Source organism: Ruegeria sp. HKCCD7221, from assembly GCF_013031225.1.
Classification (GTDB): Bacteria; Pseudomonadota; Alphaproteobacteria; order Rhodobacterales; family Rhodobacteraceae; genus Ruegeria.
The window spans coordinates 23,420-50,387 of sequence record NZ_WPZE01000003.1; the positions used below are offsets into that span (position 1 = coordinate 23,420).

The 26,968-nt window shown below is 58.6% G+C and carries 27 protein-coding genes; 14 read left to right on the forward strand and 13 right to left on the reverse strand.

The window, feature by feature from the left end; genetic code table 11:
- Positions 1-34: 34 nt before the first annotated feature.
- From GOX73_RS09185 to GOX73_RS09235, 11 genes are all read left to right on the forward strand, one after another.
- Positions 35-1,348, forward strand: coding sequence for a DUF3300 domain-containing protein (locus GOX73_RS09185; RefSeq protein WP_171127073.1), 1,314 nt, complete (start codon positions 35-37; stop codon positions 1,346-1,348).
- A gap of 1 nt (position 1,349) precedes the next feature.
- Positions 1,350-2,240, forward strand: coding sequence for a DUF2950 family protein (locus GOX73_RS09190; protein WP_171127074.1), 891 nt, complete (start codon positions 1,350-1,352; stop codon positions 2,238-2,240).
- Between the two features lie 137 nt (positions 2,241-2,377).
- The gene (locus GOX73_RS09195) at positions 2,378-3,763 is read left to right on the forward strand and encodes a trypsin-like peptidase domain-containing protein (protein WP_171127075.1); all 1,386 of its coding nucleotides are present in this window, start codon (positions 2,378-2,380) and stop codon (positions 3,761-3,763) included.
- A 4-nt stretch (positions 3,764-3,767) separates the two neighbouring features.
- A complete protein-coding gene (locus tag GOX73_RS09200; RefSeq protein WP_171127076.1) occupies positions 3,768-5,078 on the forward strand; it encodes a replication-associated recombination protein A in 1,311 nt (436 codons plus the stop codon).
- 109 nt (positions 5,079-5,187) lie between these two features.
- Positions 5,188-6,231 (forward strand): RluA family pseudouridine synthase, encoded by a 1,044-nt coding sequence (locus GOX73_RS09205; protein WP_171127077.1) that lies wholly within the window; start codon positions 5,188-5,190, stop codon positions 6,229-6,231.
- Positions 6,228-6,899 carry an HAD-IA family hydrolase gene (locus GOX73_RS09210; protein ID WP_171127078.1) on the forward strand — a complete coding sequence of 224 codons (672 nt, stop codon included), beginning with the start codon at positions 6,228-6,230 and terminating at the stop codon, positions 6,897-6,899. Before GOX73_RS09205 ends, GOX73_RS09210 begins: the two co-directional genes overlap by 4 nt.
- Positions 6,900-6,903: 4 nt before the next feature.
- A complete protein-coding gene (locus GOX73_RS09215) occupies positions 6,904-7,611 on the forward strand; it encodes an ATP12 family chaperone protein (protein ID WP_171127079.1) in 708 nt (235 codons plus the stop codon).
- A gap of 207 nt (positions 7,612-7,818) precedes the next feature.
- A complete protein-coding gene (locus GOX73_RS09220; RefSeq protein ID WP_171126054.1) occupies positions 7,819-8,835 on the forward strand; it encodes an amino acid ABC transporter substrate-binding protein in 1,017 nt (338 codons plus the stop codon).
- Between the two features lie 125 nt (positions 8,836-8,960).
- Positions 8,961-10,193, forward strand: a complete 1,233-nt coding sequence (locus GOX73_RS09225) for an amino acid ABC transporter permease (RefSeq protein WP_171126056.1) — start codon at positions 8,961-8,963, stop codon at positions 10,191-10,193.
- 3 nt (positions 10,194-10,196) lie between these two features.
- Entirely contained in the window at positions 10,197-11,495 is a 1,299-nt protein-coding gene (locus tag GOX73_RS09230) for an amino acid ABC transporter permease (RefSeq protein ID WP_171126058.1), read from the forward strand.
- A 12-nt stretch (positions 11,496-11,507) separates the two neighbouring features.
- A complete protein-coding gene (locus GOX73_RS09235) occupies positions 11,508-12,299 on the forward strand; it encodes an amino acid ABC transporter ATP-binding protein (RefSeq protein ID WP_269149813.1) in 792 nt (263 codons plus the stop codon).
- A 46-nt stretch (positions 12,300-12,345) separates the two neighbouring features.
- Here GOX73_RS09235 and GOX73_RS09240 read toward each other — a convergent pair whose 3' ends face one another.
- The 13 genes from GOX73_RS09240 to rpmH all read right to left on the reverse strand — a co-directional run bounded on the left by GOX73_RS09240 (position 12,346) and on the right by rpmH (position 23,111).
- On the reverse strand, positions 12,346-12,843 hold the full coding sequence (locus GOX73_RS09240; protein WP_171127080.1) for a histidine phosphatase family protein: 498 nt from the start codon (positions 12,841-12,843) through the stop codon (positions 12,346-12,348).
- Positions 12,840-13,526, reverse strand: coding sequence for a ferredoxin (locus GOX73_RS09245; protein ID WP_171127081.1), 687 nt, complete (start codon positions 13,524-13,526; stop codon positions 12,840-12,842). Before GOX73_RS09245 ends, GOX73_RS09240 begins: the two co-directional genes overlap by 4 nt.
- Positions 13,527-13,544: 18 nt before the next feature.
- Positions 13,545-14,408: an acetylglutamate kinase gene (gene argB, locus GOX73_RS09250; RefSeq protein ID WP_171126063.1), complete on the reverse strand. Its 864-nt coding sequence runs from the start codon at positions 14,406-14,408 to the stop codon at positions 13,545-13,547.
- A gap of 301 nt (positions 14,409-14,709) precedes the next feature.
- A complete protein-coding gene (gene yihA, locus GOX73_RS09255) occupies positions 14,710-15,363 on the reverse strand; it encodes a ribosome biogenesis GTP-binding protein YihA/YsxC (RefSeq protein WP_171127082.1) in 654 nt (217 codons plus the stop codon).
- Entirely contained in the window at positions 15,360-16,097 is a 738-nt protein-coding gene (locus GOX73_RS09260) for an MOSC domain-containing protein (protein ID WP_171127083.1), read from the reverse strand. Before GOX73_RS09260 ends, yihA begins: the two co-directional genes overlap by 4 nt.
- Complete coding sequence (gene yidC, locus GOX73_RS09265; RefSeq protein ID WP_171127084.1) at positions 16,094-17,923, reverse strand: membrane protein insertase YidC; 1,830 nt, start codon at positions 17,921-17,923, stop codon at positions 16,094-16,096. The genes GOX73_RS09260 and yidC overlap by 4 nt, the downstream gene beginning before the upstream one ends.
- 123 nt (positions 17,924-18,046) lie before the next feature.
- The gene (locus GOX73_RS21010; RefSeq protein ID WP_371808591.1) at positions 18,047-18,790 is read right to left on the reverse strand and encodes an EAL domain-containing protein; all 744 of its coding nucleotides are present in this window, start codon (positions 18,788-18,790) and stop codon (positions 18,047-18,049) included.
- Positions 18,766-19,617 carry a GGDEF domain-containing protein gene (locus tag GOX73_RS21015; protein WP_371808579.1) on the reverse strand — a complete coding sequence of 284 codons (852 nt, stop codon included), beginning with the start codon at positions 19,615-19,617 and terminating at the stop codon, positions 18,766-18,768. Before GOX73_RS21015 ends, GOX73_RS21010 begins: the two co-directional genes overlap by 25 nt.
- Positions 19,618-19,660: 43 nt before the next feature.
- Positions 19,661-20,554 (reverse strand): tRNA 2-thiocytidine(32) synthetase TtcA, encoded by an 894-nt coding sequence (gene ttcA / locus GOX73_RS09275; protein ID WP_171127085.1) that lies wholly within the window; start codon positions 20,552-20,554, stop codon positions 19,661-19,663.
- A gap of 44 nt (positions 20,555-20,598) precedes the next feature.
- Positions 20,599-22,215 (reverse strand): acyl-CoA dehydrogenase family protein, encoded by a 1,617-nt coding sequence (locus tag GOX73_RS09280; protein ID WP_171127086.1) that lies wholly within the window; start codon positions 22,213-22,215, stop codon positions 20,599-20,601.
- Between the two features lie 56 nt (positions 22,216-22,271).
- Positions 22,272-22,529 carry a membrane protein insertion efficiency factor YidD gene (gene yidD, locus GOX73_RS09285; protein ID WP_371808580.1) on the reverse strand — a complete coding sequence of 86 codons (258 nt, stop codon included), beginning with the start codon at positions 22,527-22,529 and terminating at the stop codon, positions 22,272-22,274.
- Complete coding sequence (rnpA, locus tag GOX73_RS09290; RefSeq protein ID WP_171127087.1) at positions 22,526-22,951, reverse strand: ribonuclease P protein component; 426 nt, start codon at positions 22,949-22,951, stop codon at positions 22,526-22,528. The genes yidD and rnpA overlap by 4 nt, the downstream gene beginning before the upstream one ends.
- Positions 22,952-22,976: 25 nt before the next feature.
- The gene (gene rpmH, locus GOX73_RS09295; protein WP_005980833.1) at positions 22,977-23,111 is read right to left on the reverse strand and encodes a 50S ribosomal protein L34; all 135 of its coding nucleotides are present in this window, start codon (positions 23,109-23,111) and stop codon (positions 22,977-22,979) included.
- Between the two features lie 297 nt (positions 23,112-23,408).
- Between rpmH and GOX73_RS09300 the strand changes: the two genes are divergently transcribed.
- Genes GOX73_RS09300 through GOX73_RS09310 form a run of 3 tightly spaced genes read left to right on the forward strand, consistent with a single transcriptional unit; the run spans position 23,409 to position 26,964 of the window.
- Entirely contained in the window at positions 23,409-24,140 is a 732-nt protein-coding gene (locus GOX73_RS09300; RefSeq protein WP_171127088.1) for a TVP38/TMEM64 family protein, read from the forward strand.
- 4 nt (positions 24,141-24,144) lie between these two features.
- A complete protein-coding gene (locus tag GOX73_RS09305; RefSeq protein ID WP_171127089.1) occupies positions 24,145-25,563 on the forward strand; it encodes an NAD(P)/FAD-dependent oxidoreductase in 1,419 nt (472 codons plus the stop codon).
- Positions 25,564-25,581: 18 nt separating this feature from the next.
- Positions 25,582-26,964 carry a HAMP domain-containing sensor histidine kinase gene (locus GOX73_RS09310; RefSeq protein ID WP_254429158.1) on the forward strand — a complete coding sequence of 461 codons (1,383 nt, stop codon included), beginning with the start codon at positions 25,582-25,584 and terminating at the stop codon, positions 26,962-26,964.
- Positions 26,965-26,968 lie beyond the last annotated feature (4 nt).

Here is a 26,968-nt window from a genome sequence, read left to right on the forward strand (position 1 = left end):
TGGGCGATCCTTGGTTCAATTGAAGGATCGCAATATGTTTAGATATCTTGTCCTATTACTCGGGTTTTGCGCACCGGTTTCTATGTTTGCGCAGGAGGCATCTCAGGATGCGCAGACCGACGATACCCTGTTGACCGACGCCGAACTGCAAACGCTGGTCGCGCCGGTTGCGCTGTATCCCGACACGTTACTCATCCAGATTTTCGTGGCGGCCACCCAACCGTTGGAGATCGTTAAGGCCGAGCGGTTCCTGCTGGACAACGCCGATCGCGATCCAACAGAGCTGGAGTCAGAGATTGACGCCATGGGGTGGGATCCTTCCGTCAGCGTACTGGCAACGGCCTTCCCCGAAGTTGTAGGGCAGATGGCTACGCATATCGACTGGACCGAGACTATGGGGACGGCAATGCTGGCTCAGTCCGATGATGTGATGGACGCCGTACAGGTCATGCGGGATCAGGCGATTGACAGTGGCGCGCTGGTCTCGGGGCCGGAACAAACCGTCGAGGTGACCGAAGACGAAACGGTAGTGATCACGCCGACGAACACGGAAACGGTTTATGTCCCGCAATATGATCCGCAGACCGTCTACACCGGTCCCTCGACCGGGGACGTGATCGGAACCGCGCTGCTGACATTTGGGGCCGTTGCCCTGATTGACGAAATCTTTGACGACGATGACGATTGGAATGACTACTGGGGCTGCCGGAATTGTGGTGGATGGAACGGTCAACCCATCGTCAGAAACCCCGACATCGACATTGATGTGGATGGTAATATCAATATCGGTAATGAGATTGACCGGGGCGACCGGACGGATATCGGTTGGACTCCGGACCCCGAGCGGAAAGAACAAGCGCGCGACAAGATATCGGATCACAAAAGGCCTGAAGGCGGGCGCGGCGATTTACCTGTCAACCGACCGGACGGGCGGACGGATGAACTGCGAGCCAAGCTAAGCCGGGAATCCGGTGCGGCGGATATCAGTCGTGATCGCGCCGCTGCCGTTGCTGCCGGCGCTGGTGCCGGAGCCGTCGCCGGAAGTGCTTTGGCCAACCGTGGCGGCGACAAGCAACTGCCGAAGGTGAACCGTGGCAACGTGGACGGGGACAGGGCCGCCGCCAAGCAGCAGGCCATTGACCGCACTAAGCAAAGGCCGGACGCTGCCAAGAAACCGGTCAAGCAGAAGCCACAAAGCGTCAAGAAACCTCAGGCCAAGAAACCGGCGACGACTCAGCGGAAGCCATCTGCTGCCAAGGGCGCGGCCATGAAAAAGAAATCCTCTGGTAACAGGGCCAAAAGCGCGTCGAAACGTGGACACGCGGCCAAGGGAGCACGGAGAAGGTAATATGCGCAAAGCGGTTGTTTCTGTATTCTTTCTTCTCGCATCTGCTGGTCTGGCAATGTCCGAGGGCACGCGATTTGACACGCCTCAGTCGGCGCTGGACGCGTTTTTGGATGCTCTCAGGTCGGATGATCACAATGCCATTCTGGACATTTTTGGGCCTGAAGCCGAAGATCTGATTGGCTCTGGCGATCCTGCTGAGGACAAGCAAAGGCGGCGTGAGGTGCTGGCCATGTACGCCGAGGGCTATCGCTTTCAGCCTGAAAACGACGGGGTTGTGATCCTCTTGGGCGAGGATAGCTGGCCTTTCCCTATCCCGATCCTGCGCAGCGCAGAGGCTTGGCAATTCGACATCGAAGCGGGCGCTGAAGAAGTCGCCGCGCGTGAGATTGGCCTGAACGAGCTGGAAGTGATCGACCTGCTCGAAGCCTATGTTGATCTGCAGGCGGCGTTCCGGCTGGTCGATCACGACGGCGACGGTGTCATGGAATTTGCACGCAACATCATTGCCGATCCGGGCGCGCGCAACGGGCTATTCTGGCCGGATGAGGACAGTTTTGTCGGTGCAGCCCTTGCAAGGGCCGCGGCATCCGGATGGAGCGACGGCGAAGCGGATTACGACGCCGAGCCGTTTCTTGGCTACTATTACACGATCTTGCAGGGGCAGGGGCCAAGTGCCCCCGGTGGCGCTTATTCTTATATGGTCGGCGACAGGTTCGTGGCCGGTCACGCGATGCTCGCGGTTCCGGCGGATTATGGCGAGACGGGCATACACTCGTTCCTAGTGGGCGAAAACGGGATCGTATACGAGGCTGACTTGGGGCCGGAAACGCTGAACCTGAGCGCAGATATCGAGACCTATGATCCCGGCCCAGATTGGTCACCGACAGAATGACGCGCCACCAGTGAACGCCGAGGCGTCCTTTTCTAACGTTCAGCCCAGGCACCGAAGCCGCCATCTTCGTGCGTCGGCGCTTGCATTACGGCGCACGGAGCCGCATATCCATCTGAGATTTGCAGGTCGAGGAAACCATGCTCCGCCCGTCCCTTTTCGCACTTTTCATAGCGTGCGCGTCTTTTGCTGCGGCAGAAACCCGTGTTCCCAAGTCACAGGCCGAAATCTCATTGGGATTTGCGCCGGTCGTGAAGCAGGCGTCGCCGGCTGTCGTGAATATCTATGCCAAGATCATCCGTCAGGGGCGTGCGAACACCCTGTTTTCTGACCCGTTCTTTCAGGACTTTTTCGGTCGCGGATTCTCGGAACCTCGTCAACGGGTCCAGAACTCATTGGGGTCCGGTGTGATCCTGTCAGACGATGGCTACGTGGTGTCGAATTACCATGTCGTCGGAATGGCAACCGAGATTCGTGTCGTGACAACAGACCGCCGCGAATACTCGGCGCAGGTTGTATTAGGTGACAAGGAAAGTGACATCGCCATTTTGCGGCTGGAGGATGCGACGGACCTGCCATACCTTCAGATGCGCGATTCCGATCAGGTCGAGGTCGGAGAGCTGGCATTGGCCATCGGAAACCCGTTTGGAGTAGGGCAGACCGTTTCGTCGGGGATTATTTCAGGGCTGGCGCGCACGGGTACTGCGACGGGCAATGCGCGGGGCTACTTCATTCAGACGGATGCTGCGATCAATCCCGGCAACTCGGGCGGCGCATTGATCGACGTGAACGGGAACCTTATCGGGATCAATACGTCTATCCTGACGCGATCCGGCGGGTCGAACGGCATCGGCTTTGCCATCCCTGCTAATCTGGTGGCCGAGTTTCTGCGGCAAGCGCAGTCCGGCAATGACAGCTTTGTAAGCCCATGGGCAGGGATGGCCGGGCAGCATATGAGCGCCGATATCGCCGAGTCTCTGGGGCTTGTCATCCCGCAGGGCGTCGTGATCTCGGACCTGCACGGACTGAGTCCTTTGGCCGAGGCTGGATTGCGTGTTGGTGACGTCGTGACCCATGTTGACGGGGATGAGGTGAACTCACCCGCCGAGATGAAGTTTCGGATGTCTGTCGCGGGTGTTGGCGGAACATCGGTTCTTACCCTGTTGCGCGGCGACAGCAGCGAAGAGATTGAGATCGCGCTGATCAAAGCCCCGGAAACACCAACAGCCGACGAAACTACGCTGGATGATCAAACGGTCATGCCCGGTTTAGAGGTGTCGCGCATCAATCCGGCAGTGATTTCACGGATGGGTTTGCTGTTGTCACAGACCGGGGTCGTCGTGGTTGATCCCGGCCCTTATGGCGGGCGGTCCGGTCTGCGTGCGGGCGATGTGGTCAACATCGTCAACGGTCAGGACATTCAGCATCCCGACGATCTGGTCGACGCGCTAACCGATCCGGGCCGCAGGCTGCAATTTGATATCCTGCGCGGTGGGCGCGCTGTATCTTTGCGATTCAGGCTGTGACGCGATGAGCGATCTGTTCGATACCGGGTCCACCCAACCCACAGCAAGCCCGCACCGACCGCTGGCAGATCGCCTGCGGCCGCAAACGCTGTCCGAGGTAATCGGGCAGCAGCAGGTTCTGGGCCCCAACGCGCCATTGGGCGTCATGCTGGCGTCAGGTAGTTTGTCGAGCCTGATATTCTGGGGGCCGCCGGGTGTTGGAAAAACCACAATCGCGCGGTTGCTTGCGCAGGAAACGGACCTGCATTTTGTTCAGATCAGCGCAATATTTACCGGCGTTCCGGATCTGAAAAAAGTGTTCGAGGCCGCGAAGATACGGCGTCAGAATGGGCAGGGCACGCTTTTGTTCGTGGATGAGATTCATCGGTTCAACAAGGCGCAGCAGGATGGGTTTCTTCCGCATATGGAGGACGGAACGATCCTGTTGGTCGGGGCCACGACCGAAAATCCCTCTTTCGAACTGAACGCGGCCCTTCTGAGCCGATCGCAGGTTCTGGTGCTTGAGCGTCTGAGCCTGTCTGATCTGGAGCATCTGACCCAACGTGCCGAAAAAGAATTGGACCGGGCATTGCCTCTGACGGGTACTGCCCGTGAAGCGCTTCAGGAAATGGCGGATGGCGATGGTCGGGCTTTGTTGAATCTGATCGAACAGGTTGCGGCATGGCAGGTTGATGCGCCGCTGGACCCGGGTGCCTTGTCCACAAGGCTGATGCGTCGGGCCGCAAAATACGACAAGTCCGGTGATGAGCACTACAACCTGATCTCGGCGCTGCACAAATCCGTGCGGGGGTCCGACCCCGACGCGGCTTTGTACTGGTTTGCGCGGATGCTGACGGGGGGCGAGGATCCTCGATATCTGGCGCGCCGTATCACCCGGATGGCGGTTGAAGATATCGGGTTGGCTGACCCGCAGGCTCAGGCGATATGCCTGCAATCATGGGAAACCTATGAACGTCTTGGCAGCCCGGAGGGGGAATTGGCCTTGGCACAGGCGCTGGTCTATCTGGCCTTGGCGCCCAAATCGAACGGCGCTTATGTAGGGTACAAGGCCGCCATGCGGCTGGCCAAACAATCCGGCAGCGAGCCCCCGCCCAAGCACATTCTGAATGCCCCAACATCCCTGATGAAGGATCAGGGCTATGGCGCGGGCTATGCTTATGACCACGATGCCGAAGACGGGTTTTCCGGTCAGAATTATTTTCCGGACGGCATGCAGCGGCCTGATCTCTATCAACCTGTCGAACGCGGCTTCGAGCGCGAGTTGAAAAAGCGACTGGAATATTTCGCCAAGCTTCGCGCGCAACGCAACGGCTAACGCCCGCTTGACTCTTGCGGTTGGGCACGCCACAGACGCGCATGTTTTCTATGGCACTGAATGATACGCATTTCGCGCGGGATCACCGCGCGGCGCAGGGGATATTGGCATGAGCGGCGTACAGATGATCACCGTGGCAGAAGGTGACGGAGACCAGCGGTTGGATCGCTGGCTGCGCCGTCTGTTCCCACATGTCAGTCAGGGCCGTATCGAGAAGATGTGCCGCAAGGGTGAATTGCGTGTGGAAGGTGGCCGGGTCAAAGCCTCGACCCGGCTTGAGGCTGGACAAGTTGTGCGTGTCCCCCCTCTGCCCGACGTTGATCACAAACCGGCCGAAGTTAAACGCTGGGTTTCCGACGCGGACGCCAAGATGATCCAATCCTGCGTGATTTACCGCGACGATCACGTGCTGGCGTTGAACAAACCCCATGGCTTGCCTGTGCAGGGCGGCAGCGGCCAAACCCGCCATGTGGACAGCCTGTCCGAAGCACTGAGGTTTGGCTATGACGAAAATCCGCGTTTGGTTCATCGGTTGGATAAGGACACCTCCGGCGTTCTGCTGATGGCACGCACACGCGAAGCCGCCAAGGGCCTGACCGCAGCCTTCCGCCACCGCGATACGCGTAAGATTTATTGGGCGTTGGTGGCCGGGGTGCCGACGCCGTATCTGGGCGAAATCAAGACTGGTCTGGTCAAGGCGTCGGGCCATGGAAAGCAGGGCGAAGGCGAAAAGATGGTCGCCGTTCACCTGAATGAGGTCAACGATACACCGGGTGCGAAACGCGCGCATACGCTCTATGCCACTCTCTACCGGGTGGCAGGGCGCGCCGCGTGGGTGGCCATGGAGCCGATTACCGGTCGAACGCATCAGTTGCGGGCACATATGGCCGCGATCGGTCATCCGATTATCGGTGACGGTAAATATGGCGGTTCGGGTCAGGAAAACCTCGGTGACGGTTGGGGCGCACAACTGGGCGGGATCATCAGCAAAAAGCTGCACCTGCATGCGCGGCAGGCGTCGTTCCAGCATCCGGTAACACGCAAGACGATCACCGTAAAAGCCCCCTTGCCGGACCACATGAAACACAGCTGGGATACCTTCGGCTGGACCGAGGATCTGGCCGCCGACGACCCGTTCGAGGAGCTGCAATGAGCGCACCCTTGCGTTTGGTGCTGTTCGACGTGGACGGCACCCTTGTCGACAGTCAGGGCAGTATCGTCGGCGCGATGACCGCCAGTTTTGACGCGCTGTCCCTGCCGGTGCCGGACCGCAAGGCGATTTTGTCCATCGTTGGCCTGTCGCTGCCCAAAGCCATCGCACAGCTTGCGCCGCTTCAGTCTGATGCGGATCAGGCGCGGTTGGTCGAAGGGTATAAGCAAGCCTATCATGCGCATCGGCTGGAACAGGGCATGGCAGGGTCGCCGCTTTATCCTGGTGCGCGAGAGGCAATCGAAGCGCTGCACGCCATCCCCGAGGTCTTGCTGGGCGTTGCAACCGGGAAATCTCAGCGCGGCTTGGATGCGCTGATCGAAGGGTACGAGTTGCAAGGTTATTTTGTTACGCGGCAGGTCGCCGATCACCACCCTTCGAAACCGCATCCGTCGATGATTGACACGGCCCGGGCCGAAACGGGTGTTGAGACGGTGAATACGGTCATGATCGGCGATACCCGGTTTGACATGGATATGGCCGCGGCTGCGGGTGTCCCCGCCATCGGTGTGACATGGGGGTATCATACGCGCCCTGCACTTGATGCCGCCACGACCATAATCGAAACCTTCGACCAGTTGCCGGGCGCGCTGGATCAAATCTGGACCTGAAGTGATGAGCGATTGGAAACCGAAACGATTCTGGACCGAAAGCGCGGTTGTTGACGCAGAAGGCGGGTTTACTGTGGAATTGGATGGTCGGCGCGTCAAAACGCCGGCCAAGGCAGGGTTGATCGTGCCCACTCAAGCCATGGCGCAGGAAATCGCTGCCGAGTGGGACGCGCAGGAAAAAGAAGTAGACCCGACCACGATGCCGTTTACCCGTTCGGCGAACGCAGCCATCGACAAGGTCCAGCATCAGCACTCCGAGGTTGCGGACATGCTGGCCGATTACGGCGATTCGGACCTGTTATGCTATCGCGCCACGCACCCGCAGGAGTTGCAGCAACGGCAGGCCGAACAGTGGGACCCGGCATTGGATTGGGCGGCCGAGGCGCTCGCGGCGCGTTTGCTGCCGGTCGCCGGTGTTTTGCATCAGCCCCAGGTCGCATCGGCTTTGCACGAATTGCGCCAACGTGTCCATGATTTCAATAACTTCCAGCTTGCCGCTTTCCACGACTTGGTCAGCCTGTCCGGGTCGCTGGTGCTGGGGTTTGCAGCCGCTGCGGACTGGCGCTCTGCCGAGGACATCTGGCAAATCTCAAGGTTGGACGAGTTGTGGCAAATCGAACAATGGGGTCATGACGACGAGGCCCACGCCGCCTCCGAAGTCAAAAGGGCTGCATTTCTACACGCCAAAAGGTTCTTCGACCTCTCGGTTTGAGCTCTTACGCCTGAAAATCCGCCGCTGTGCCGAACATCTGTAAGATGAACCATCGTTTTCGCTGATCCGACCCTTGACGTTTGTTTATGAATGCGCCCAAACTCAAGCCCACTAAAGGGGAGACACCTTTGGGGAAACCTTTCTGGTACCAAAGGTGCCGGACAGAACCGTCCCAGAGTCGGGGCGGAAAATCAGGAAGAGGTAAAAATGAAAAAATCCGTAATCTTGGGCGTGGCAACCGTTGCCGGCCTTGCTGCAGGCGCAGCGGCAGCGGGGACTGTCGATGATGTCAAAGCGCGCGGTAAGCTGAACTGCGGTGTGACCACCGGTCTGGTTGGCTTTGCCGCACCCGACGCGAATGGCGAATGGCAGGGCTTTGACGTCTCGCTGTGCCGCGCAGTTGCTGCAGCCGTTCTGGGCGACGCAAGCGCCGTTGAATTCGTTCCGACCACCGGTAAGACACGCTTTACCGCGCTGGCTTCAGGCGAGATCGACATGCTGGCCCGTAACACCACCTGGACCTTCAGCCGCGACGTCGACCTGAAGTTCGAATTCGTGGGCGTGAACTACTACGATGGTCAAGGCTTCATGGTTCCCAAGGCACTGGGCGTAAGCTCGGCCAAAGAACTGGACGGCGCGACCGTCTGCATCCAGACCGGCACCACCACCGAGCTGAACCTGGCGGACTTCTTCCGCTCGAACAACATCAGCTACGAGCCGGTTCCGATCGAAACCAACGCTGAAGCGCAGCAGCAGTACCTGGCTGGTGCGTGTGACGTTTACACCACCGACGCATCGGGCCTGGCCGCAACCCGCGCCACGTTCGAAAACCCCGGTGACCACGTCCTGCTGCCCGAAATCATCTCGAAAGAGCCGCTGGGCCCGCTGGTCCGTCACGGCGATCACGAGTGGGGCGACGTTGTCCGTTGGACTCTGAACGCACTGGTCTCGGCTGAAGAACTGGGCGTGACCTCGGCAAATATCGACGAAATGGCCGCTGGCACCGACAACCCTGAAGTCAACCGCCTGCTGGGTACCGAAGGTACGCTGGGCGAGATGCTGGGTCTGGACGCTGACTGGGCTATGAAGGCGATCAAATCCGGTGGTAACTATGGCGAAGTCTTTGCCAAGAACATCGGTGAGGAAACTCCGATCGGTCTGGCACGTGGCCTGAACGCACAATGGACCGACGGCGGTCTGCTGTACTCGCCGCCGTTCCGCTAAAATCCACAGAAAAGGGCGCGGGTTAACCTGCGCCCTTTTTCCATAACAGAATGCTACGGGCTGCTCAGGAGCGGGGAAAACCTCGCCGGGAAGGAAGCTCCCGAAAAGCACGGGGATCCCAAAATATGTCGACTATGACTGACCCGCCGAAAGCAGATTTTCGGTTGTCGATGCTCATAAACGATACCCGCTACAGATCATTGACGTTCCAGGTGATCGCGGCGATCGTTATTGCGCTAAGTATCTGGTATCTGGGCAACAACCTGATCCAGAACCTCAGGGCCGCAGGCCTCAACATCTCGTATTCCTTCCTGGGCGATCCGTCCGGGTACGACATCAACCAGCGTTTGATCGAATATGACAGCCAGTCCTCGCACGGACGTGCGGCTGTTGTCGGTATTCTCAACACGCTTTTGGTCGCGTTTCTGGCCTGTATCACCGCAACCGTGTTTGGTGTGATCGCCGGGGTTTTGCGCCTGTCCAATAACTGGCTGGTGTCCAAGCTGATGGCGGTTTACGTCGAGATTTTCCGGAATATTCCGGTTCTGATCTGGATCATCATCATCTTCACGATCATGACGGCGGTTTTGCCGGGTCCGCGGGAATTTCGCGGGGATAACCCGACATCCAGCATGTTGTTTGATCTGTTCGCATTTACCAACCGAGGCGTTTACATTCCGCGCCCCGAGTTTGCGAATGGTCTGTTTGGCGCGACGTTCCTGAATTGGCTGTTGGTCATTGCAGTGCTGGTGGGCTCATGGTTTGCAACTCGTGAAATCGAAAAGCGCGCCACGCTGAAGCAGGAACAGACGGGTGAGCGTCCAAAAACCGGTCTTGTAAAACTGGCCGTATGGCTGGTGCCGTTTGCGCTGCTGATGGTTTTGATGGGCCTGACATGGGAAGTTCCCGCGCTCAAGGGCTTTAACTTCAGCGGGGGTATCAAGGTTGGCGGTCCGCTGATCGCGCTGTGGTTTGCTCTGTCCATCTATACGGGTGCCTTCATCGCAGAAAACGTACGTGCTGGTATTCAGGCGATTTCGAAGGGTCAGACCGAAGCTGCGGCTGCGCTGGGCCTGCGCCCAGGACGGATCATGAACCTTGTGATCTTGCCGCAGGCGCTGCGGGTCATCATCCCGCCGTTGATCTCGCAATATCTGAACATCACCAAGAACTCGTCACTGGCGATTGCTGTGGGCTATGCGGATATCACGGCCACGCTGGGCGGCATCACGCTGAACCAGACCGGTCGCGCAATCGAATGCGTCCTGCTGCTGATGCTGTTCTATCTGACGGCCTCGCTGCTGATTTCGATGGCGATGAACATCTACAACGCATCCGTCAAGTTGAAGGAGCGCTGAGTTATGGCTGATCAAACAACAAACCCGATCGCCTTTGTCGCTGATGGCACAATCCCGCCATCGCCTCCGCCAGCAAACCAGACCGGTATCATCAAGTGGCTGCGCGAGAATCTCTTCTCGGGCGTGGCGAATACCATCCTGACGGTTTTGTCGATCCTGTTGATCTATGTGCTGCTCAAGAACACACTTCCGTGGATTTTGAATGGTGTATGGAACGCGGATTCATTGGCGCAATGCCGTGAGATTCTGGACGGCAAGACCGGAGCCTGTTTCGCGGTTCTGACCGAGCGTTGGCACCAGTTGATCTATGGGTTCAAATACCCTGACGATGCCTATTGGCGCCCGAACCTGGCCTTCTTGCTGATGCTGGTCGCGGTGGCACCCGTGCTTTTCTTCGACCTGCCGCGCAAGTTGCTGCTGTTTACTGCGGTGTACCCGTTCGTTGCGTTCTGGCTGATCTGGGGCGGAACCATCATGGTCCCCATCGTGGCACTGCTGGGCTGTGTCGCAGCCGCCGTGGTGTTTCAGAAATTCGGCAAGAACAGTTTTGCAGCCGGGTTCTTTGGGGGCATCGTTGTGGCGCTGGTCGTGTGGAATATCGGCGGGGCGCTGATTCCCGATGATGCCAACGAGGGCGCGCTGCTTTCGGCTGTTCCCAGCCGTGATCTGGGTGGCTTTATGCTGAACCTGATGCTGGGCGTGACCTGTGTGTCGCTGTCCCTGCCTTTGGGCATTGCACTGGCTCTGGGCCGTCAGTCCGATATGCCGCTGATCAAGTGGGTCTGTGTCATCTTCATCGAATTCATCCGCGGCGTGCCACTGATCACGCTGCTGTTCGTGGCTTCGGTGATGCTGGCCTATTTCTTCCCGCCTGACAGCACGGTCGACCTGTTCCTGCGCGTTGTGATCATGATCACCATGTTCTCGGCCGCCTATATCGCCGAGGTGATCCGCGGCGGTCTGGCAGCACTTCCGCGCGGACAGTACGAGGCAGCAGACAGTCTTGGCTTGGATTACCCGCAGGCGATGCGGCTGATCATCCTGCCACAGGCTCTGAAGATCTCGATCCCCGGTATCGTGAACGTGGCCGTTGGCCTGTTCAAGGACACCACACTGGTTTCGGTCATCTCGATGTTCGATCTGGTGGGCATGATCCGGGGCCCCATCCTGGCGTCAACCGAATGGAACGGCGTCTATTGGGAGCTTCTGGGCTTTGCCGCGCTTCTGTTCTTCGTCGTCTGTTACGGCATCTCTCAATATTCCCAGTGGCTCGAGCGTCGCCTTGCCACGGATCATCACTAAGGAGTTCAACACATGTCTGAACTTGCAGTAGAACGCGAAATCGACCGCTCGAAGATGCAGGTGAGCGACGAGGTCGCCATCGAAATCAACGGCATGAACAAGTGGTACGGGTCCTTCCACGTGCTGCGCGACATCAATCTGACCGTCAATCAGGGCGAGCGGATCGTGATCGCGGGGCCGTCGGGGTCGGGTAAGTCCACCTTGATCCGCTGCCTGAACGCGCTGGAAGAACACCAGCAGGGCACGATCGTCGTAGACGGGACCGAACTGTCGAATGACCTGAAAAACATCGACAAAATCCGGTCCGAGGTTGGCATGGTGTTCCAGCACTTCAACCTGTTCCCGCATCTGACCATCCTGGAGAACTGCACGCTGGCCCCGATCTGGGTGCGCAAGACGCCCAAGAAAGAGGCCGAAGAGCGCGCGATGCATTTCCTGGAAAAGGTGAAAATCCCCGATCAGGCGCTGAAATATCCCGGCCAGCTTTCGGGTGGTCAGCAGCAGCGTGTGGCGATTGCCCGCTCGCTCTGCATGATGCCTCGGATTATGTTGTTCGATGAACCGACATCGGCGCTGGACCCCGAGATGATCAAAGAGGTGCTCGACACCATGATCGAACTGGCCGAGGAAGGCATGACCATGCTGTGCGTCACGCACGAGATGGGCTTTGCCCGTCAGGTCGCCAACCGTGTGATCTTTATGGATGCTGGCCAGATCGTGGAACAGAATGAACCGGAAGAGTTCTTCAACAACCCTCAAAGTGAACGGACCAAGCTTTTCCTCAGCCAAATCCTGGGGCACTGATCCGGTTGAAATCAGGGAAAGGGCGGGGCTTTGGCCTCGCCTTTTTCTATTCCAGCAACTCGCGCGGTGTGGTGAAATCCAGAACAACCCCGCTCTGCCATTTGATATTGGCCCAGTCTGAGATGTTGAATTGAATCACAGCCGTGGCACAGGTGGGATAATCCTGAAACCGGGGGTGGTTTGGTGCTTTGCCAACGATCCGCTGGGCAAAATCGCCAATGCCCGGATTGTGACCCAGCATCAGGACCGTGGGTTCTGTTGTACCAGCAAGTTGGGTCAACATGTCTTCGGGTGCAGCATGATAAAGACGCCGATGAAAGCAAACCTTGTCTGCCTGCAAACCCATCCGATCCCATGTCTCACGCGTGCGGGCCGAGGTTGAGCTGAGCACTTCGTCGGGAAGCCACCCATTGTCGCGCAGCCATGTGGCGATAGCAGGGGCGGATTTACGTCCGCGCTTGTTCAAAGGACGGGCGTGATCGTCAAGCATCGGGTTGCCCCAACTGGACTTCGCGTGTCGTGTCAGGATCAGGGTCAAGGTCATGAGGGGTGAAACGCCCTCATGTGATGGGCGGATTGCTCGGGGTCCCGGTCGGCCCCGACGCTGATCGGGCAGGACAGGCGCGCGAGACAACCGCCCGTCATGCAGGTCAGGCCTTCTTCGGTTGATAGATGGGCATGGCACGCGGCAACATCATAGAAATCCTGACTATTCAGCGCACCGACCGGACAGGTCGTCGTGCAGGGTGCCGGGCATTCGACGCAGGGCGAAGCGGTTGTGACTTCGGGGATGTCGAACTCCTGCGGGAAATGCAGCGCGCCACGGTATGAAATCATCATGCCAACCGTGTCATGAACCAACGCCCCAACCGGGCTGCTGAAGGTGCGTTGTGACTTCAGCGCCCAGTCTATGAACGGGGCGTAAGGCGGTCCGCCAAAGGGGAAATGGGCTTGCCCGCCCAGTTCCTGCGCCATTTGGCCAATGACACGCGCAGACCAGCGATCCACTGGATCAGGGCCTTGCCACTCGGGTGAGGTTTTCAGCACCGTCCAAAAGGCCGAACCCGCGCCCAATAGAACCAGTGTGCCCCCGTCCAGTCCCTTGGCACCGCTTTTACGAGGATGGGTCGCGCCCATGACAATCAGGCCAGCTTGATGCGCAACACGCCCGACCCAGCCATAACTAATGGCCGGAGCGTAAGTGAGGGGGGTGGACTGCCCGGTCATGGGACCTCCGCATTGGGATTAGTCGGGCCGGATCAGCGACCCCGCGCCGTGCTCGGTAAACAGTTCCAGCAATACTGCATTCGGCGCGCGTCCATCCAGAATGACCACCGCCCTGACGCCGCTGTGCAACGCATCCAGCGCGGTTTCTGTCTTGGGGATCATGCCGCCCGCAATCGTGCCATCCATCGTCATCTCGCGGATTTGGCCGGCCTTGAGTTCTGTCACCACCTCGCCGGCTGCGTTCTTGACGCCGGACACATCGGTCAACAGCAAAAGGCGATCCGCCTTCAGGGCCGAGGCAATCGCTCCCGCTGCCGTGTCACCATTGATGTTAAAAGTTTCACCTTCGCGACCCGCGCCCAAGGGGGCAATTACGGGAATCACATCATGTGCGAACAAATCGTGGAGTATTTTAGGGTTCATCTGCGCCGGAGCGCCGACAAATCCCAACGCGGGATCGGCTTGGTCACAGACAATTAGATTGGCGTCCTTGCCCGACAGGCCAACGGCTGTGCCGCCCTGACCGTTGATGGCCTGAACGATGCGTTTGTTGACCAGCCCTGACAGAACCATTTCGACCACTTCTACGGTGGCCTTGTCCGTCACGCGTTTGCCGCCCACAAACTCGGACTGGATATCCAACTGTTTCAGCATTGCGTTGATCATCGGTCCACCGCCATGGACGATCACAGGGTTCACACCGACCTGACGCATCAGCACGACGTCGCGGGCAAAGCTTTCCATGGCCTCATCGCTGCCCATGGCGTGACCGCCAAGTTTGATAACGACGACCGCGCCGTCATAGCGCTGCAGATATGGCAATGCGCTGTTCAGAGTTGCAGCAGTAGCGATCCAGTCCCGGTTCATATCTCTTGTCTTCATGTCTTGTCCTCTTCCCCTCGTGTTAGGCGTTTTGGACGCGTAAGCCAAGATCGCTGTTGTGGGTGCCATAGGTTGACCGGCCTGCAAATCCGACGCCCGGCAAAACGCGGCGTTCACCGCAGCGTTGCCAGCAAGCCCCAAGAGGTGGGTGCGAGAAGTCTGGCGTCCAACCTCACGGCAAAAGGGAAGAGTTCCGGCGTGAATTTCTTCGCGCAGGGTTTAGGTGGTACGTGGGATAAATGGGAAGCGGGCTGCAATACCTGTACCAACTACCGATGAAGCGCTGCGCGATTCTGCGTCGCTACTCCAGCCCGGCAATAATCGCGCGCAGCGTTTCGATCCCGTCGCCCTTTTCGGATGAGGTCAACACGATTTCCGGGAAGGCGGCGGGATGTTTGGACAATGCACTGCGCACTTGATCCAAGACCTTTTCCCGATCCTTGGCTTTGACCTTGTCAGCTTTGGTCAGCACGCATTGAAACGTCACGGCGCTGGTGTCCAGCAACTTCATGATCTCGGCGTCGACGGGTTTTACCCCATGGCGGGAATCAATAAGAACAAAAGCCCGGCGCAGGGTCTGACGGCCGCTTAGGTACTGTTTCAGAAGCCGCTGCCACTTTTCCACCACCTTGAGCGGCGCGTTGGCATAGCCATAGCCGGGCAAATCAACCAGATACAGCTCGGGGCCTTGGGTGAAAAAGTTGATCTCTTGTGTCCGGCCCGGCGTGTTCGAGGCGCGGGCCAGACCTTTGGTCCCGGTCAGCGCGTTGATCAGGCTGGACTTGCCGACATTGGAACGGCCAGCAAAGCAGACCTCCAGCCGATCCGGGGCAGGCAGGCCGTTCATCGCCACAACGCCTTTGACGAATTCCGAAGGCCCGGCAAACAGTTTGCGCCCGCGCTCCAGCGCGAATTCGTCGGGTGTCTCGGCAAGGGGGAAGGGAAGCGTTGTCATAGCACTTGCACCGTGTCGCCGGTTTTGACCTCTCCACCTCGGATCACCTCGGCGTAAACGCCGAAATCCTGGTGGTTCCAACGGTTCAACGCGCCTAAAGTGTCCGCGTCGCGTTCACCGGTATCCGGGTTTGAGGTTGTGGCCAGACAGCGTGTGATCCGCTCACGCACGTGGAACACGGCCTGCCCGATCTGAACCTCGCGACCCAACCATTCGAACTCTTCCCACAGGGGCAGGCCGTTGAACCAGATATTGCCGCGCCAGCGCCTGATCGACAGGTCTTTGCCCAGTTTCTGCTCGACCGCTCTGTGCGAGGCCATGTTGCACAGGCTGACGGATGGGAAGTCACTGTCGGTCATTCCCCGCCCGGGTACGCGAACAATACGTGCAGACGCGGCGCGGTCAGCGGGCATCAATGGTTTTACCCAATCAAGGAACGCATCTTGTTCTGCGTCCGGCTGGAAACTCAGGTCTGGGCGCTGTGGGTGGCTGAGTTCCACCGTATCACCTGACAGTTTCGCCGTGATTGCCATCAATTGAGGGGCCTTGGCACCACGACTGAAATTCGCGCAGGGCGCCCATTCCGAACCGTCCGCTTTGGACGCCTCATGGGCGATTGCCCAAACACGATCCCCGGGCATGGTCTGCCCGGGGCTCAGTGTTACGGTTTCCACAGCTTCATGGCCGTGGCTTTTGATCGGATGCCGCCAGAGGCTGGTTACTTCTGCGCTCATTTGTCATCCGTCTTTGGTGCGCGCTTGAAGCTGGATTTGATATTGCCGAACACGTCGGGCTTATAACCCTGGCTCCTCATGATCAGGTATTGCTGGGTGAAGGTGATCGTGTTGTTCGCGATCCAGTAGACCACCAGTCCGCTGGCAAAGCTGCCCAGCATGAACATGAACACCCATGGCATCCAGGCAAAGATCATTGCTTGCGTCGGATCGGTTGGCGCTGGATTCAACTTTTGCTGCAGCCACATCGAGATACCCAGCAACAGCGGCAGGATACCGATGAAGATCAGCGCCATCAGCGTGTCTGGCTGCGGGCCACCCCAAGGCAGCAGGCCAAACAGGTTCATGATCGAGGTTGGGTCAGGTGCGCTCAGGTCCTGGAAGGGGCCAAACCACGGGGCCTGACGCAATTCGATCGTGACGAAGATTACCTTATACAGCGAGAAGAAGATCGGGATCTGCATCAGGATCGGCAGACAACCCGCGGCAGGGTTCACCTTTTCCTTCTTGTAGAGCTCCATCATGCCTTGCTGCATTTTCTGGCGGTCGTCGCCAGCGGCTTCTTTCAGGGCCTCCATCTGCGGCTGCAGTTCCTTCATCTTCGCCATCGAGACGTAAGATTTGAACGCCAGCGGGAACAGGATTGCCTTGATGATCAGGGTCAGGCCGATAATGGACCAACCCATGTTGCCGATCAGCGCGTTGATGTTGTGCAGCAGCCAGAAGATCGGCTTGGTCAGGAAGTAGAACCAGCCCCAGTCGATGCTGTCGATGAACTTCTGAACGCCGTCAGCCTGATATTCCCGAATGGTTTCCCATTCCTTTGCACCAGCAAAAAGCTGCGTGGTTACCTGTTCGGTTGCGCCGGGAGCCACTGTGAGTGTCGGCAGAACAGTCTCAGTCTGATAGATTTTGCGACGCGCGTCGTATTTCGCTGCGGCTTTGAAGGCCGAGCCTTCCTCGGGGATCAGGGTGGTCATCCAATAGTGATCGGTGAAGCCGACCCAGCCGCCTTCTTTGACCTGAAACACCTCGGCCTGCGCGCGTTCGTTGGGGTCAATGTCGAAATCACGGACATCGCCATAGTCGATCTCGTCCAGAACTCCGTCGGCCATGACCATCACGCCTTCATGCAGGATGAAGAAGTTTTTGAGACCGGGCAGATCACCATCCTCGCCGATACCGTGACGGGCCAGAATACCGTAAGGGGCCATGCCGACTTCGGCTTGGGTGTTGTTTTCAACGGACTGGGTGACCTCGAACATATAGTTCTCGTCCACCGCAATTGTGCGGCGGAAGGTCAGGCCGTTTCCATTGTCCCACTTCAGCGTGACAGGAGAGTCTACGCCAAGAGTTTCACCTTGTTCCAGGGACCACTCTGTGTTCGGACCGGGCACATCCGTGCCAGCGACACCGGCACCCGGTGCCCAGCCATAAAGGGCGTAATAGGCGGACTCAGATCCGACCGGTGACAGAAGCTCGACAATCGGAGCGCCTTCTTCGATCGAGACCTTGTAGTCCTTCAGATACAGCTCGTCGATGCGCCCACCCGACAGGGACAGGCTGCCCTCCAAACGGGGCGTGTCGATCTGAACCCGCGGAGCCTGTGCGTCGGGCAGTGTTTCTTCGGCCGCAGTGGTTGCTTCGCCTACAGTGCCGGTTCCTGTGGCGTTGGGGGTTTGAACCTCATTGGCCTCGGTCGCGCTGATTTCGGCCTGTTCCGGTGACGTGGCCTGCTCGGGCGGCGGGAAGAGCACGAACCAAACGAGGATCACGAGGAAACTGAGCGCGGTTGCGAGGATGAGATTCTTATTCTGATCGTCCATCTGGGACAGCCACCTTAAGCAGTGAAACACACCCGGTGGGTTCAACAGAGTGCAGCCCCAAAGGTCAAGCGGAATCGCCCCTGCTATCGTCGCGTATAAGGCTTTTGTGGCGTAATTTCGCGTTTATGATCCCGCCTGACGCCCGATCCTGGGTACACCCCCAACCTTGTTTCGGTGCGCAGTCATCCAATCCAGAGTTTTTTCAAACGGCATCGGCTTACCTATACCGAACCCCTGAACGTGATTGCAGCCCAATTGTGCCATCAATGCATGTTCCCCGGGGGTTTCCACACCTTCTGCCAGAGTTTCCACGTTCAACCTTTCCGCCATCGTCAGAATCGCGCTGACCATTTGCTGCTGGCTGGCATCCTTGTCGGCTTTGGCCACGAATGAGCGGTCGATTTTTATCCGGGATACGTCAAAGCGTTTGATAGACGCGATCGACGCATGGCCGGTGCCGAAATCATCCAGATCAATGCAGCAACCCAAGCTGGATAGACCGATTACATTTCGGGTAATCACGTCATCGGGGTGCCGGGAAAACACGGTCTCAAGGATCTCTACCGCGAGCCTGTCAGGGGTAAGGTCATGCTGATCCAGTTCCCATTTCAGCCGATCCATCAGGGCAGGGTCGCGCAGTTCGTCGGACGAGAAATTGATGCCGATCCGGGGCACACCGATCCCGGCGTGATCCCATTTCTGCATCGCCGCGAAGGCGTGGTGGCGCATAGCCTGCCCAAATCGCTCCATCAATTCGGCTTGCTCGGCAAAGGGCAAAAACACCTGCGGGCCGATGACGCCTTTCTTCGGATGCTCCCATCGGGCAAGGGCCTCGAACCCAGTTACCTTGCCGGTGTCTGTGGATATCTGAGGTTGAAACCATGGCGGATTTCACCGCTGTCCAGCGCGGCCTCGAATTCTTTGCGCAGGTTTGCACGGGTGCGCGACCTGCGGCGGGTTTCGCTGGAATAGGCACGGATCGTTGATGGTCCGTTTCGCTGCGCCTCGCTCAAGGCTGCGTTCGTTGCGTCGATCCAGTAGTCGAACCCGTCTTCCTTCACGCTGGACAAAAGGCAGAAGCCGATGGAACAGGAAACATAAATGCTGGCACCGTTTACGCTGATCGGTTCCTCTATGGCGGCCTGAATGCGGCCAGACATTTGAATGCACGCTTCAAGATCCAGATGACTGGACGGGCGCAAGCCGATTGCGACCGAGTTCTGATCCAGTCTTGTCGTGATGTCATGCGTGCGAATCGACGACAGGACACGGTCACAGAACTGTTCTGCCAAATGATTTGCCGCCGCCTGACCATGCAGGTCTAAAATGTCGGCAAACCCGTCCAGTGCGACAATCATGCAGGCAGAGTCCTCCTGCATGTTTCGGCTGGCCTCAAAAAAGCCTTCCATCTCTGCGGCGAACATATCAATGGTCATCAGGCCGCTGGCTGCGTTCAAATCGGTGGAATCGGGTTGGACCTTGCGGACAAGCGCCATGATTGCGGCGATCACCACAGGCAGAATGAGGGCCACGAGAACAAGCGTACGCTCTCCGCCTATCCAAAACGCAGCAAGGCAGATCGCCGGCGCAAATGCCAGAACGGATGGTCCGCTGAACACGGTGGCTAGAAAATCGAGAGCTCTGTTAACAGAGAAATGTTTCCACATCAGGTTTCCGGCCTTTCCCTTGGGCATCGCACGCTCAGGGTAACCGTAGAAGACCTATCTGAGTCAGTCGTTAACGCAACTGAGGAATTTTGCCCTCAATTTCGTCATTTTTGTCAGAGTTCAGGCTCAGACCTTCGAAATCGAACAGCTTTGGGTCCAGCAGGTGCGAGGGCCTTGCATTGGTCAGCGCGCGGAACATCACCTGTCTGCGTCCGGGGCTGTTCTTTTCCCATTGGTCCAGAATCTGTTTTACCTGCTGGCGTTGCAGCCCGTCCTGACTGCCGCACAGGTCACAGGGGATGATGGGATAGTTCATTGCATTGGCGAATTTCTCGCAATCGGCCTCGGCCACATGTGCCAGAGGGCGGAAGACAAACAGATCGCCTTCTTCATTCACCAGTTTAGGCGGCATCGTCGCCAAACGTCCGCCGTGGAACAAGTTCATAAAGAACGTCTCAAGGATATCGTCGCGGTGATGGCCCAGAACAACGGCCGAGCACCCCTCTTCGCGCGCGATACGATACAGGTTGCCCCGGCGCAGGCGTGAACATAGTGCGCAATACGTCCGGCCCTGCGGAACTTTGTCCATCACGACAGAGTATGTGTCCTGATATTCGATCCGGTGGGGAACACCCATCCGTTCCAGAAATTCAGGAAGAACAGTGGCGGGAAAGCCCGGCTGACCCTGATCCAGATTGCACGCCAGCAGATCAACCGGCAGCAGGCCACGCCACTTCAACTCATACAGCACCGCCAGAAGCGTATAGCTGTCCTTGCCGCCCGACAGGCAGACCAGCCAACGAGGGGGTTTGCCATCTTTGTCATGGGCTGACGGACTTATCATCCCGTACTGCTCGATCGCCTCGCGGGTCTGGCGCACGATGCGCTTGCGCAGCTTCTTGAACTCGGTGGTCGAGGGCGCACCGGCAAAGAGCGGGTGGATATCGTCAGCTTCGTCAAACATGCGCAGCCCCTACAATAGTTGACGGAACCCGGCAAGTGGCCGGGTCATCCCAAGCGCCCCAGCAGCGCGTTTGTGTCCAGACCTGCGACCGATCCCGCGATCCGACCGCTGTGTTCGGCGATTCTGGTGGCGACAAAACCATCGGCCACGGGACCGGGCGCGTGTCTCAGCAACTGGGACGCGGTCAGCAAAAGCGCTGTGCGTTCGGCGAACCAGCGCGCCTCGGTTTCGGGGGGGATGCCCGGCCAGCGGTCGCGATGTGCCTTTAGCGCGGCGTCGTATTCCCGATCCGCACCCGTTGCGGCGTTCAGTTCCGCTTGCAGAACCTCGGCGGCCAGCGGCTCTCGCGCCAGGGTTCGCAGGATGTCGAGGCAGATCACGTTCCCCGAACCTTCCCAGATCCCGTTCAGGGGGGCTTCGCGGTAGATCAACGGCAGGGGGGTGTCTTCGACGTATCCCATACCGCCCAGAATCTCCATAGCTTCAACAGCGACGACGGGACAGCGTTTGTTGTTCAGGAATTTGGCTAGTGCGACGCCGATGCGGGCAAAGGCGCGGTCCTCGGCAGAGGTGCCATCAAACGCTTGGGCGACACGCAATCCCAGCGTCAATGCGCCCTCCCAGTCCAGCACCAGATCGGCAAGGACGGCGCGCATCAACGGTTGGTCGATCAGCCGACGCTGAAAAGCACTGCGATTTGAGACCCAGTGGTGGGCTTCGGTCAACGCGGCGCGCATCAGTCCGGCCGGGGCGATGGCGGTGTCCAGCCGAGTGTGATGTACCATTTCCAGAATCGTGCGTATTCCGGACCCTTCGTCACCAAGCTGATAAGCGAGCGCGTCTTGGTATTCGATTTCGGAAGAAGCGTTCGCCTTGTTCCCCAGCTTGTCTTTCAGGCGCATCAGATGAATCGCATTGCGCTGGCCTTCTAACCAGCGGGGAACAAAGAAACAGGTCAAGCCGCCCGAAGCCTGCGCCAAGGTCAGGAATCCGTCCGACATTGGGGCCGAGCAGAACCACTTATGCCCGCGCAATCGCCAGTGATCGCCGTCCCTTGTAGCGGTTGTTGTGTTGGCCCGCACATCCGAGCCGCCCTGTTTCTCGGTCATTGCCATGCCCAGCGTGGCGCTGCTTTTGTCGGAAATGGGGTTGATCGTCCCGTCGTAGTCGAAGGCGGACAGTTTTGGGCGCCAGATCGAAGCCAAGTGTGCGTCAGCTTCGATCGCAGGAATTGCGGCATAGGTCATTGTCAGAGGGCAGCAATGTCCGGGCTCGACCTGACTGGCCATATATACCATTGCCGCATGGGTGGTGTGGCCACCGGGCTGTCCGTCCCAGGCCAACGCTGCATAGCCAGCGGCTTGGCTGATCTGCATCATCTGGTGATACGCGGGATGGAACCTGACTTCGTCGATGCGACGGCCGCCTTGATCGAACAGCATTAGTTCTGGCGGGTGCCGATTGGCCTCGAGCCCCAACTCGCGCGTTTCGGCGCGGCCCAGTATGTCACCATAGGTCAATACCGGGTCGGCACGCCCACCGAAGTTGTGGAGAAGATTTTGGAGAACAGGATCAGCCACCCAAAGGTCGCTATCACCGCGCAAAGGAGGTTGGTTCACGACGTCATGCGTGGGCAGAGTGTGACGCGCCTGGGATGTCATTTGGGCCTCCGGCTGAATAGGGCAACTGTTCAGCGCGGATCGGAACGGGTCAAGTGTTACTGCGGGTCGTGGGAAGAGCGTTCACAGTCCGAACAGCTCGGTACGGGATCATAACCATCCCCGCCCCAAGGGTGGCAGCGCCCGATGCGCCGGATGGTCAGCCAAGTTCCCTTGACCGGCCCGTGCTTTTCCAACGCTTCAAGGGCATAGGCCGAACAGGTTGGTTGATACCGGCAGTTAAAACCGACCCAAGGGCTGAAGACCAAACGATAGATCCGGATGGGCAGGGCGAGGATATGGGAAAGCAGCGTCACGTCTTCGCGCTGTGAATTTTGCGCAGCGCGTATCGCAAATCGCCCAGAAGCGCGTCATAGGGGCGTCCTGCAGTGACCTCGGCGCGACCTATAAGGACATAGTCCCAACCGCTTTTCCCACTGTCCGGCAGGACCGCACGTGCCGCCTCGCGCAGTCTGCGCTTGGCGCGATTGCGTGCCACGGCATTGCCAACTTTCTTGGAGCAGGTAAAGCCGACGCGAATACCGTCCGCTTCGTCATCGGCGCGCTTTCGGGCCTGAACCATCATCGACGGTGTCCCCTGCCTGCGCGCGCGGGCGGCTTTCAGGAAATCGGACCGTTTTTTGAGGATGATGAGAGTTTCAGGCGCGCAAACGGACGCCGCCGGGGGCTTCACCCTCGGTTGGTTGTTACCATCCTCAGGGGCCTCCGGCGGCGTCATGTTCATAACCTGATCGGTGAGCGGTTTATGCGCTCAGCGATTTGCGGCCGCGTGCGCGACGTGCATTCAGGATCTTGCGGCCGGCCTTGGTGGCCATGCGCGCGCGGAAACCGTGGCGGCGTTTGCGAACCAGGTTCGAAGGCTGATAGGTGCGTTTCATCGCTCCGTCTCCAATCTATAGCGGTCGGGTGCGGCGCGGATTCGCCTGGCCCTAGTGTTCGAAGCCCGTCCTCTACTGGGTAGCGGGGGGTAAGTCAAACCCCTAGGTGGGGGTTTTCATGCCTTTTGCAACAATTCTGTAGCCGCGCAAGCCGAAAGGTTTCAATTTGGGGGTTTTACTGCCTCAAACCCTCACATTCCTTACCGTAAACATCAACGCAGCGTGAGGTCCCTGTTGTCGAACTGCCAGACGTCGCATGTTGGGGGCAGGATGAAACGTACAAAATCGGACAGCCTCATGAGCGACACAACGCAGGCCCCCCGCGCTGGGCTTACGCGGCATATTCCTTTGCTGGTGATTCTTGCTGTGGCCACGGTGGGGTTTTTCACACTGGGCGACTACCTGACCTTTGAAACGTTGCGTGACAACCGCGAGGCGTTGCTGGAATGGCGTGACAGCCATTTTTGGGCCATGGCCGGTGCGTTTGTCGCGATCTATGTCGTGATCGTTGCATTTTCGTTGCCCGGAGCGGCGGTGGCTTCGATGACAGGAGGGTTCTTGTTCGGCCTGCTTGCAGGCACGGTCTTCAACGTCTTTGCCGCGACCATCGGCGCTTGCGCAATCTTTTTGGCAGCACGCTGGGGGCTTGGGGAAACCCTGACCGCACGTCTGGAATCATCGGAAGGTACTGTTAAAAAGCTGAAGGATGGGCTGCGCGAGAATGAAGTCTCGGTCTTGTTCCTGCTGCGCCTTGTGCCGGTGGTACCGTTTTTCGTGGCCAATCTGGTGCCCGCGCTGGTGGGCGTCAAATTCCGCAACTTCCTGATCACCACTGCGCTGGGCATCATCCCCGGGGGCATCGTCTATACTTGGATTGGTGTCGGTCTGGGCGGCGTGTTTGACCGGGGCGAGACGCCGGATGTGTCGCTGCTGTGGGAGCCTTTCGTAATTGGCCCGATCATCGGCTTGTGTGTACTAGCGGCTTTGCCGATAGTTATCAAAGCGATACGTGGTAAAAAGGACGCCTGACCCCATGCAAGAGCTGAAGACAGATATCCTGGTGATCGGCGCCGGGTCGGGTGGCTTGTCTGTGGCCGCCGGTGCCAGCCAGATGGGTGCGGACGTCATCTTACTGGAAGGTCACAAGATGGGCGGCGACTGCCTGAACTTTGGCTGCGTGCCGTCTAAGGCGCTGATAGCCAGCGGTAAGGCGGCCTATGGGCAGGCGCATTCATCTGCGCTGGGCGTGGCAGATGTGGCACCACAGGTGGACTATGCCGCCGCCAAGGACCACGTGCATGACGTGATTGCCCAGATCGAGCCGATGGACAGTCAGGAGCGGTTCGAAGGCTTTGGCGTCAAGGTGATCCGCGAACATGGTCAGTTCATCTCGCCCACGCAGGTACAGGCGGGGGACCACCTGATCACCGCGCGGCGGGTGGTGATCGCCACCGGCTCGTCGCCGTTGGTGCCGCCGATCCCCGGCTTGGATCAGGTGCCGTATTATACCAACGAGACGATCTTTGACCTGCGCGACAAGCCCGAGCATCTGCTGATCATCGGCGGCGGCCCCATCGGGATGGAGATGGCGCAGGCCCATATTCGTCTGGGCTGCAAGGTCACTGTGATCGAAGGGATGCAGGCGCTGGGCAAGGACGACCCCGAGGCAGCGGCGATCGTGCTGGACACATTGCGTGCTGAGGGCGTCGAGATCCACGAACAGGCCATGGTCGCCCAGATTCGCGGCGCGGACGGGAAGGTCGAAGTTGTAACCGAAACCGGCCAGATCTACGCGGGCTCGCACCTGTTGCTGGCCGCAGGGCGCAAGGCCAATACCGACCGGCTGAACCTTGAGGCGGCTGGGATCGAACCCACGCGCACCGGTATCAAGGTGGATGACGCGCTGCGCACAACCAACAAAAAGGTCTACGCCATTGGTGATGTGGCGGGTGGGCTGCAGTTTACCCATGTGGCGGGCTATCACGCGGGCATCATCATCCGCTCGGCCTTGTTCGGACTGCCCTCCAAAGCGAAAACCGCGCATATCCCTTGGGCCACCTATACTGACCCTGAGCTGGCACAGGTCGGCCTGACCGAGGCTCAGGCCCGCGCGCAGCATGGCGACAATATGGAAATCGCCCGCTTTGACTATCACCATAACGACCGCGCCATTTCCGAGCGCAAAACGAAAGGTTTCATTAAGGTCATGGTCGTAAAAGGCCGCCCGGTCGGTGCGACAATCGTTGGGCATCAGGCGGGAGAGTTGATCAACTTTTGGTCTCTGGCATTGGCCAATAACCTCAAGATGGGACAGATCGCCGCGATGGTTTCGCCCTATCCGACGATCGGAGAACTTAACAAACGGGTGGCGGGTGCCTATTTCTCGCCAAGGCTGTTTGAGAATCAGACGGTTAAACAAGTGGTCAGGTTTGTCCAGCGCTGGCTGCCCTGACCGGGAAGGGAGAGCAGATTGAATTCTCTGTCAGGCCGATTTCTGATCCTGACCACGGTCTTCGTCATGTTGGCCGAGATTTTGATCTTTGTCCCCTCGATCGCGCGTTTCCGCGAGGATTTCCTGCTAAACCGTCTTGAACGCGCCCAGATCGCATCCCTGGCGCTGTTGGCCGACGACATGCTGGCTGATGATCTTGAGGCAGAATTGCTGGCCAATGCGGGTGTCTATAACGTGGTGCTGCGCCGCGATGAGGTGCGGCAGTTGATGCTGTCTTCTCCTATCCCTGATCGGATCACCAACACCTACGATCTGCGCGACGCGACCCCATGGATTTTGATCCGTGACGCTGTGGCCCGGCTGTTTACCCCTGAAAACGAGGTGATCCGCGTGATAGGTGAGCCAGTGAAAGACGCGGGCTTGCTGATCGAAGTCACAACAGACAGCGAACCGCTGCGCATGGCGATGACAGATTACGGGCTGCGTATTCTGGGGCTGTCTTTCGTAATTTCGATTATCACGGCGTTTTTTCTGTTTCTGGCTGTGCGCGTGGTTCTGGTGAAGCCAATCAAAAGCGTCGTAGGTTACATGCAGCGCTATGCTGGCGCGCCCGAGGATGCGCGGGGAATCATCTCGCCCAACTCGAAAGTGACCGAACTGCGCGAGGCAGAAGAAGCGCTGGAACAGTTGCAGAAAGAGCTGACCCAAGCCCTGAAGCAACGCGAGCGTCTTGCGCAACTGGGCGGAGCGGTGGCCAAGGTCAGCCACGATCTTCGCAACATCCTCACGTCGGCGCAGCTTTTTACAGACCGGATCGAGGCAAGCGATGACCCGTTGGTGCGGCGTATGGCGCCTAAACTGGTGAATTCGATCACTCGCGCGGTTTCCCTGTGCGAAAGCACATTGGCCTTTGGTCGCGCCGAAGAGCCGGCACCTACGCTGACGATGGTGCCGTTGCGTGACGTGGCAGATGACGTTGTCTCCAGCGAATTGCTGTCCGTTACTGGGGGCTGTGTGCAAATCCTTAACGAGGTGCCAGAGGATCTTGTGGCGCGCGCTGATCCCGAACAGATGTTCCGCGTCATCATGAATCTGGTTCGCAACGCGCGTCAGGCGCTGGTCGCGTCGGCGAAACCCGGGAATATCACGATTTCCGGCTATGCGGATGAGGCCAATTGGTACCTTGAGGTGAAGGACACAGGCCCCGGTTTGCCGCCGAAGGCGCGCGAAAACCTGTTTACCCCGTTTCAGGGAGGGGTGCGTAAAGGTGGCTCTGGTCTTGGGCTTGCGATCTCGCAGGAACTGGTGCGTGGGCACGGCGGCGATCTGGTTCTTGCCGAAACCGGCCCTGGCGGAACAAGGTTTGAAATAAGGCTTCCACGGGGCGGTGGTACTTTTTGAATTA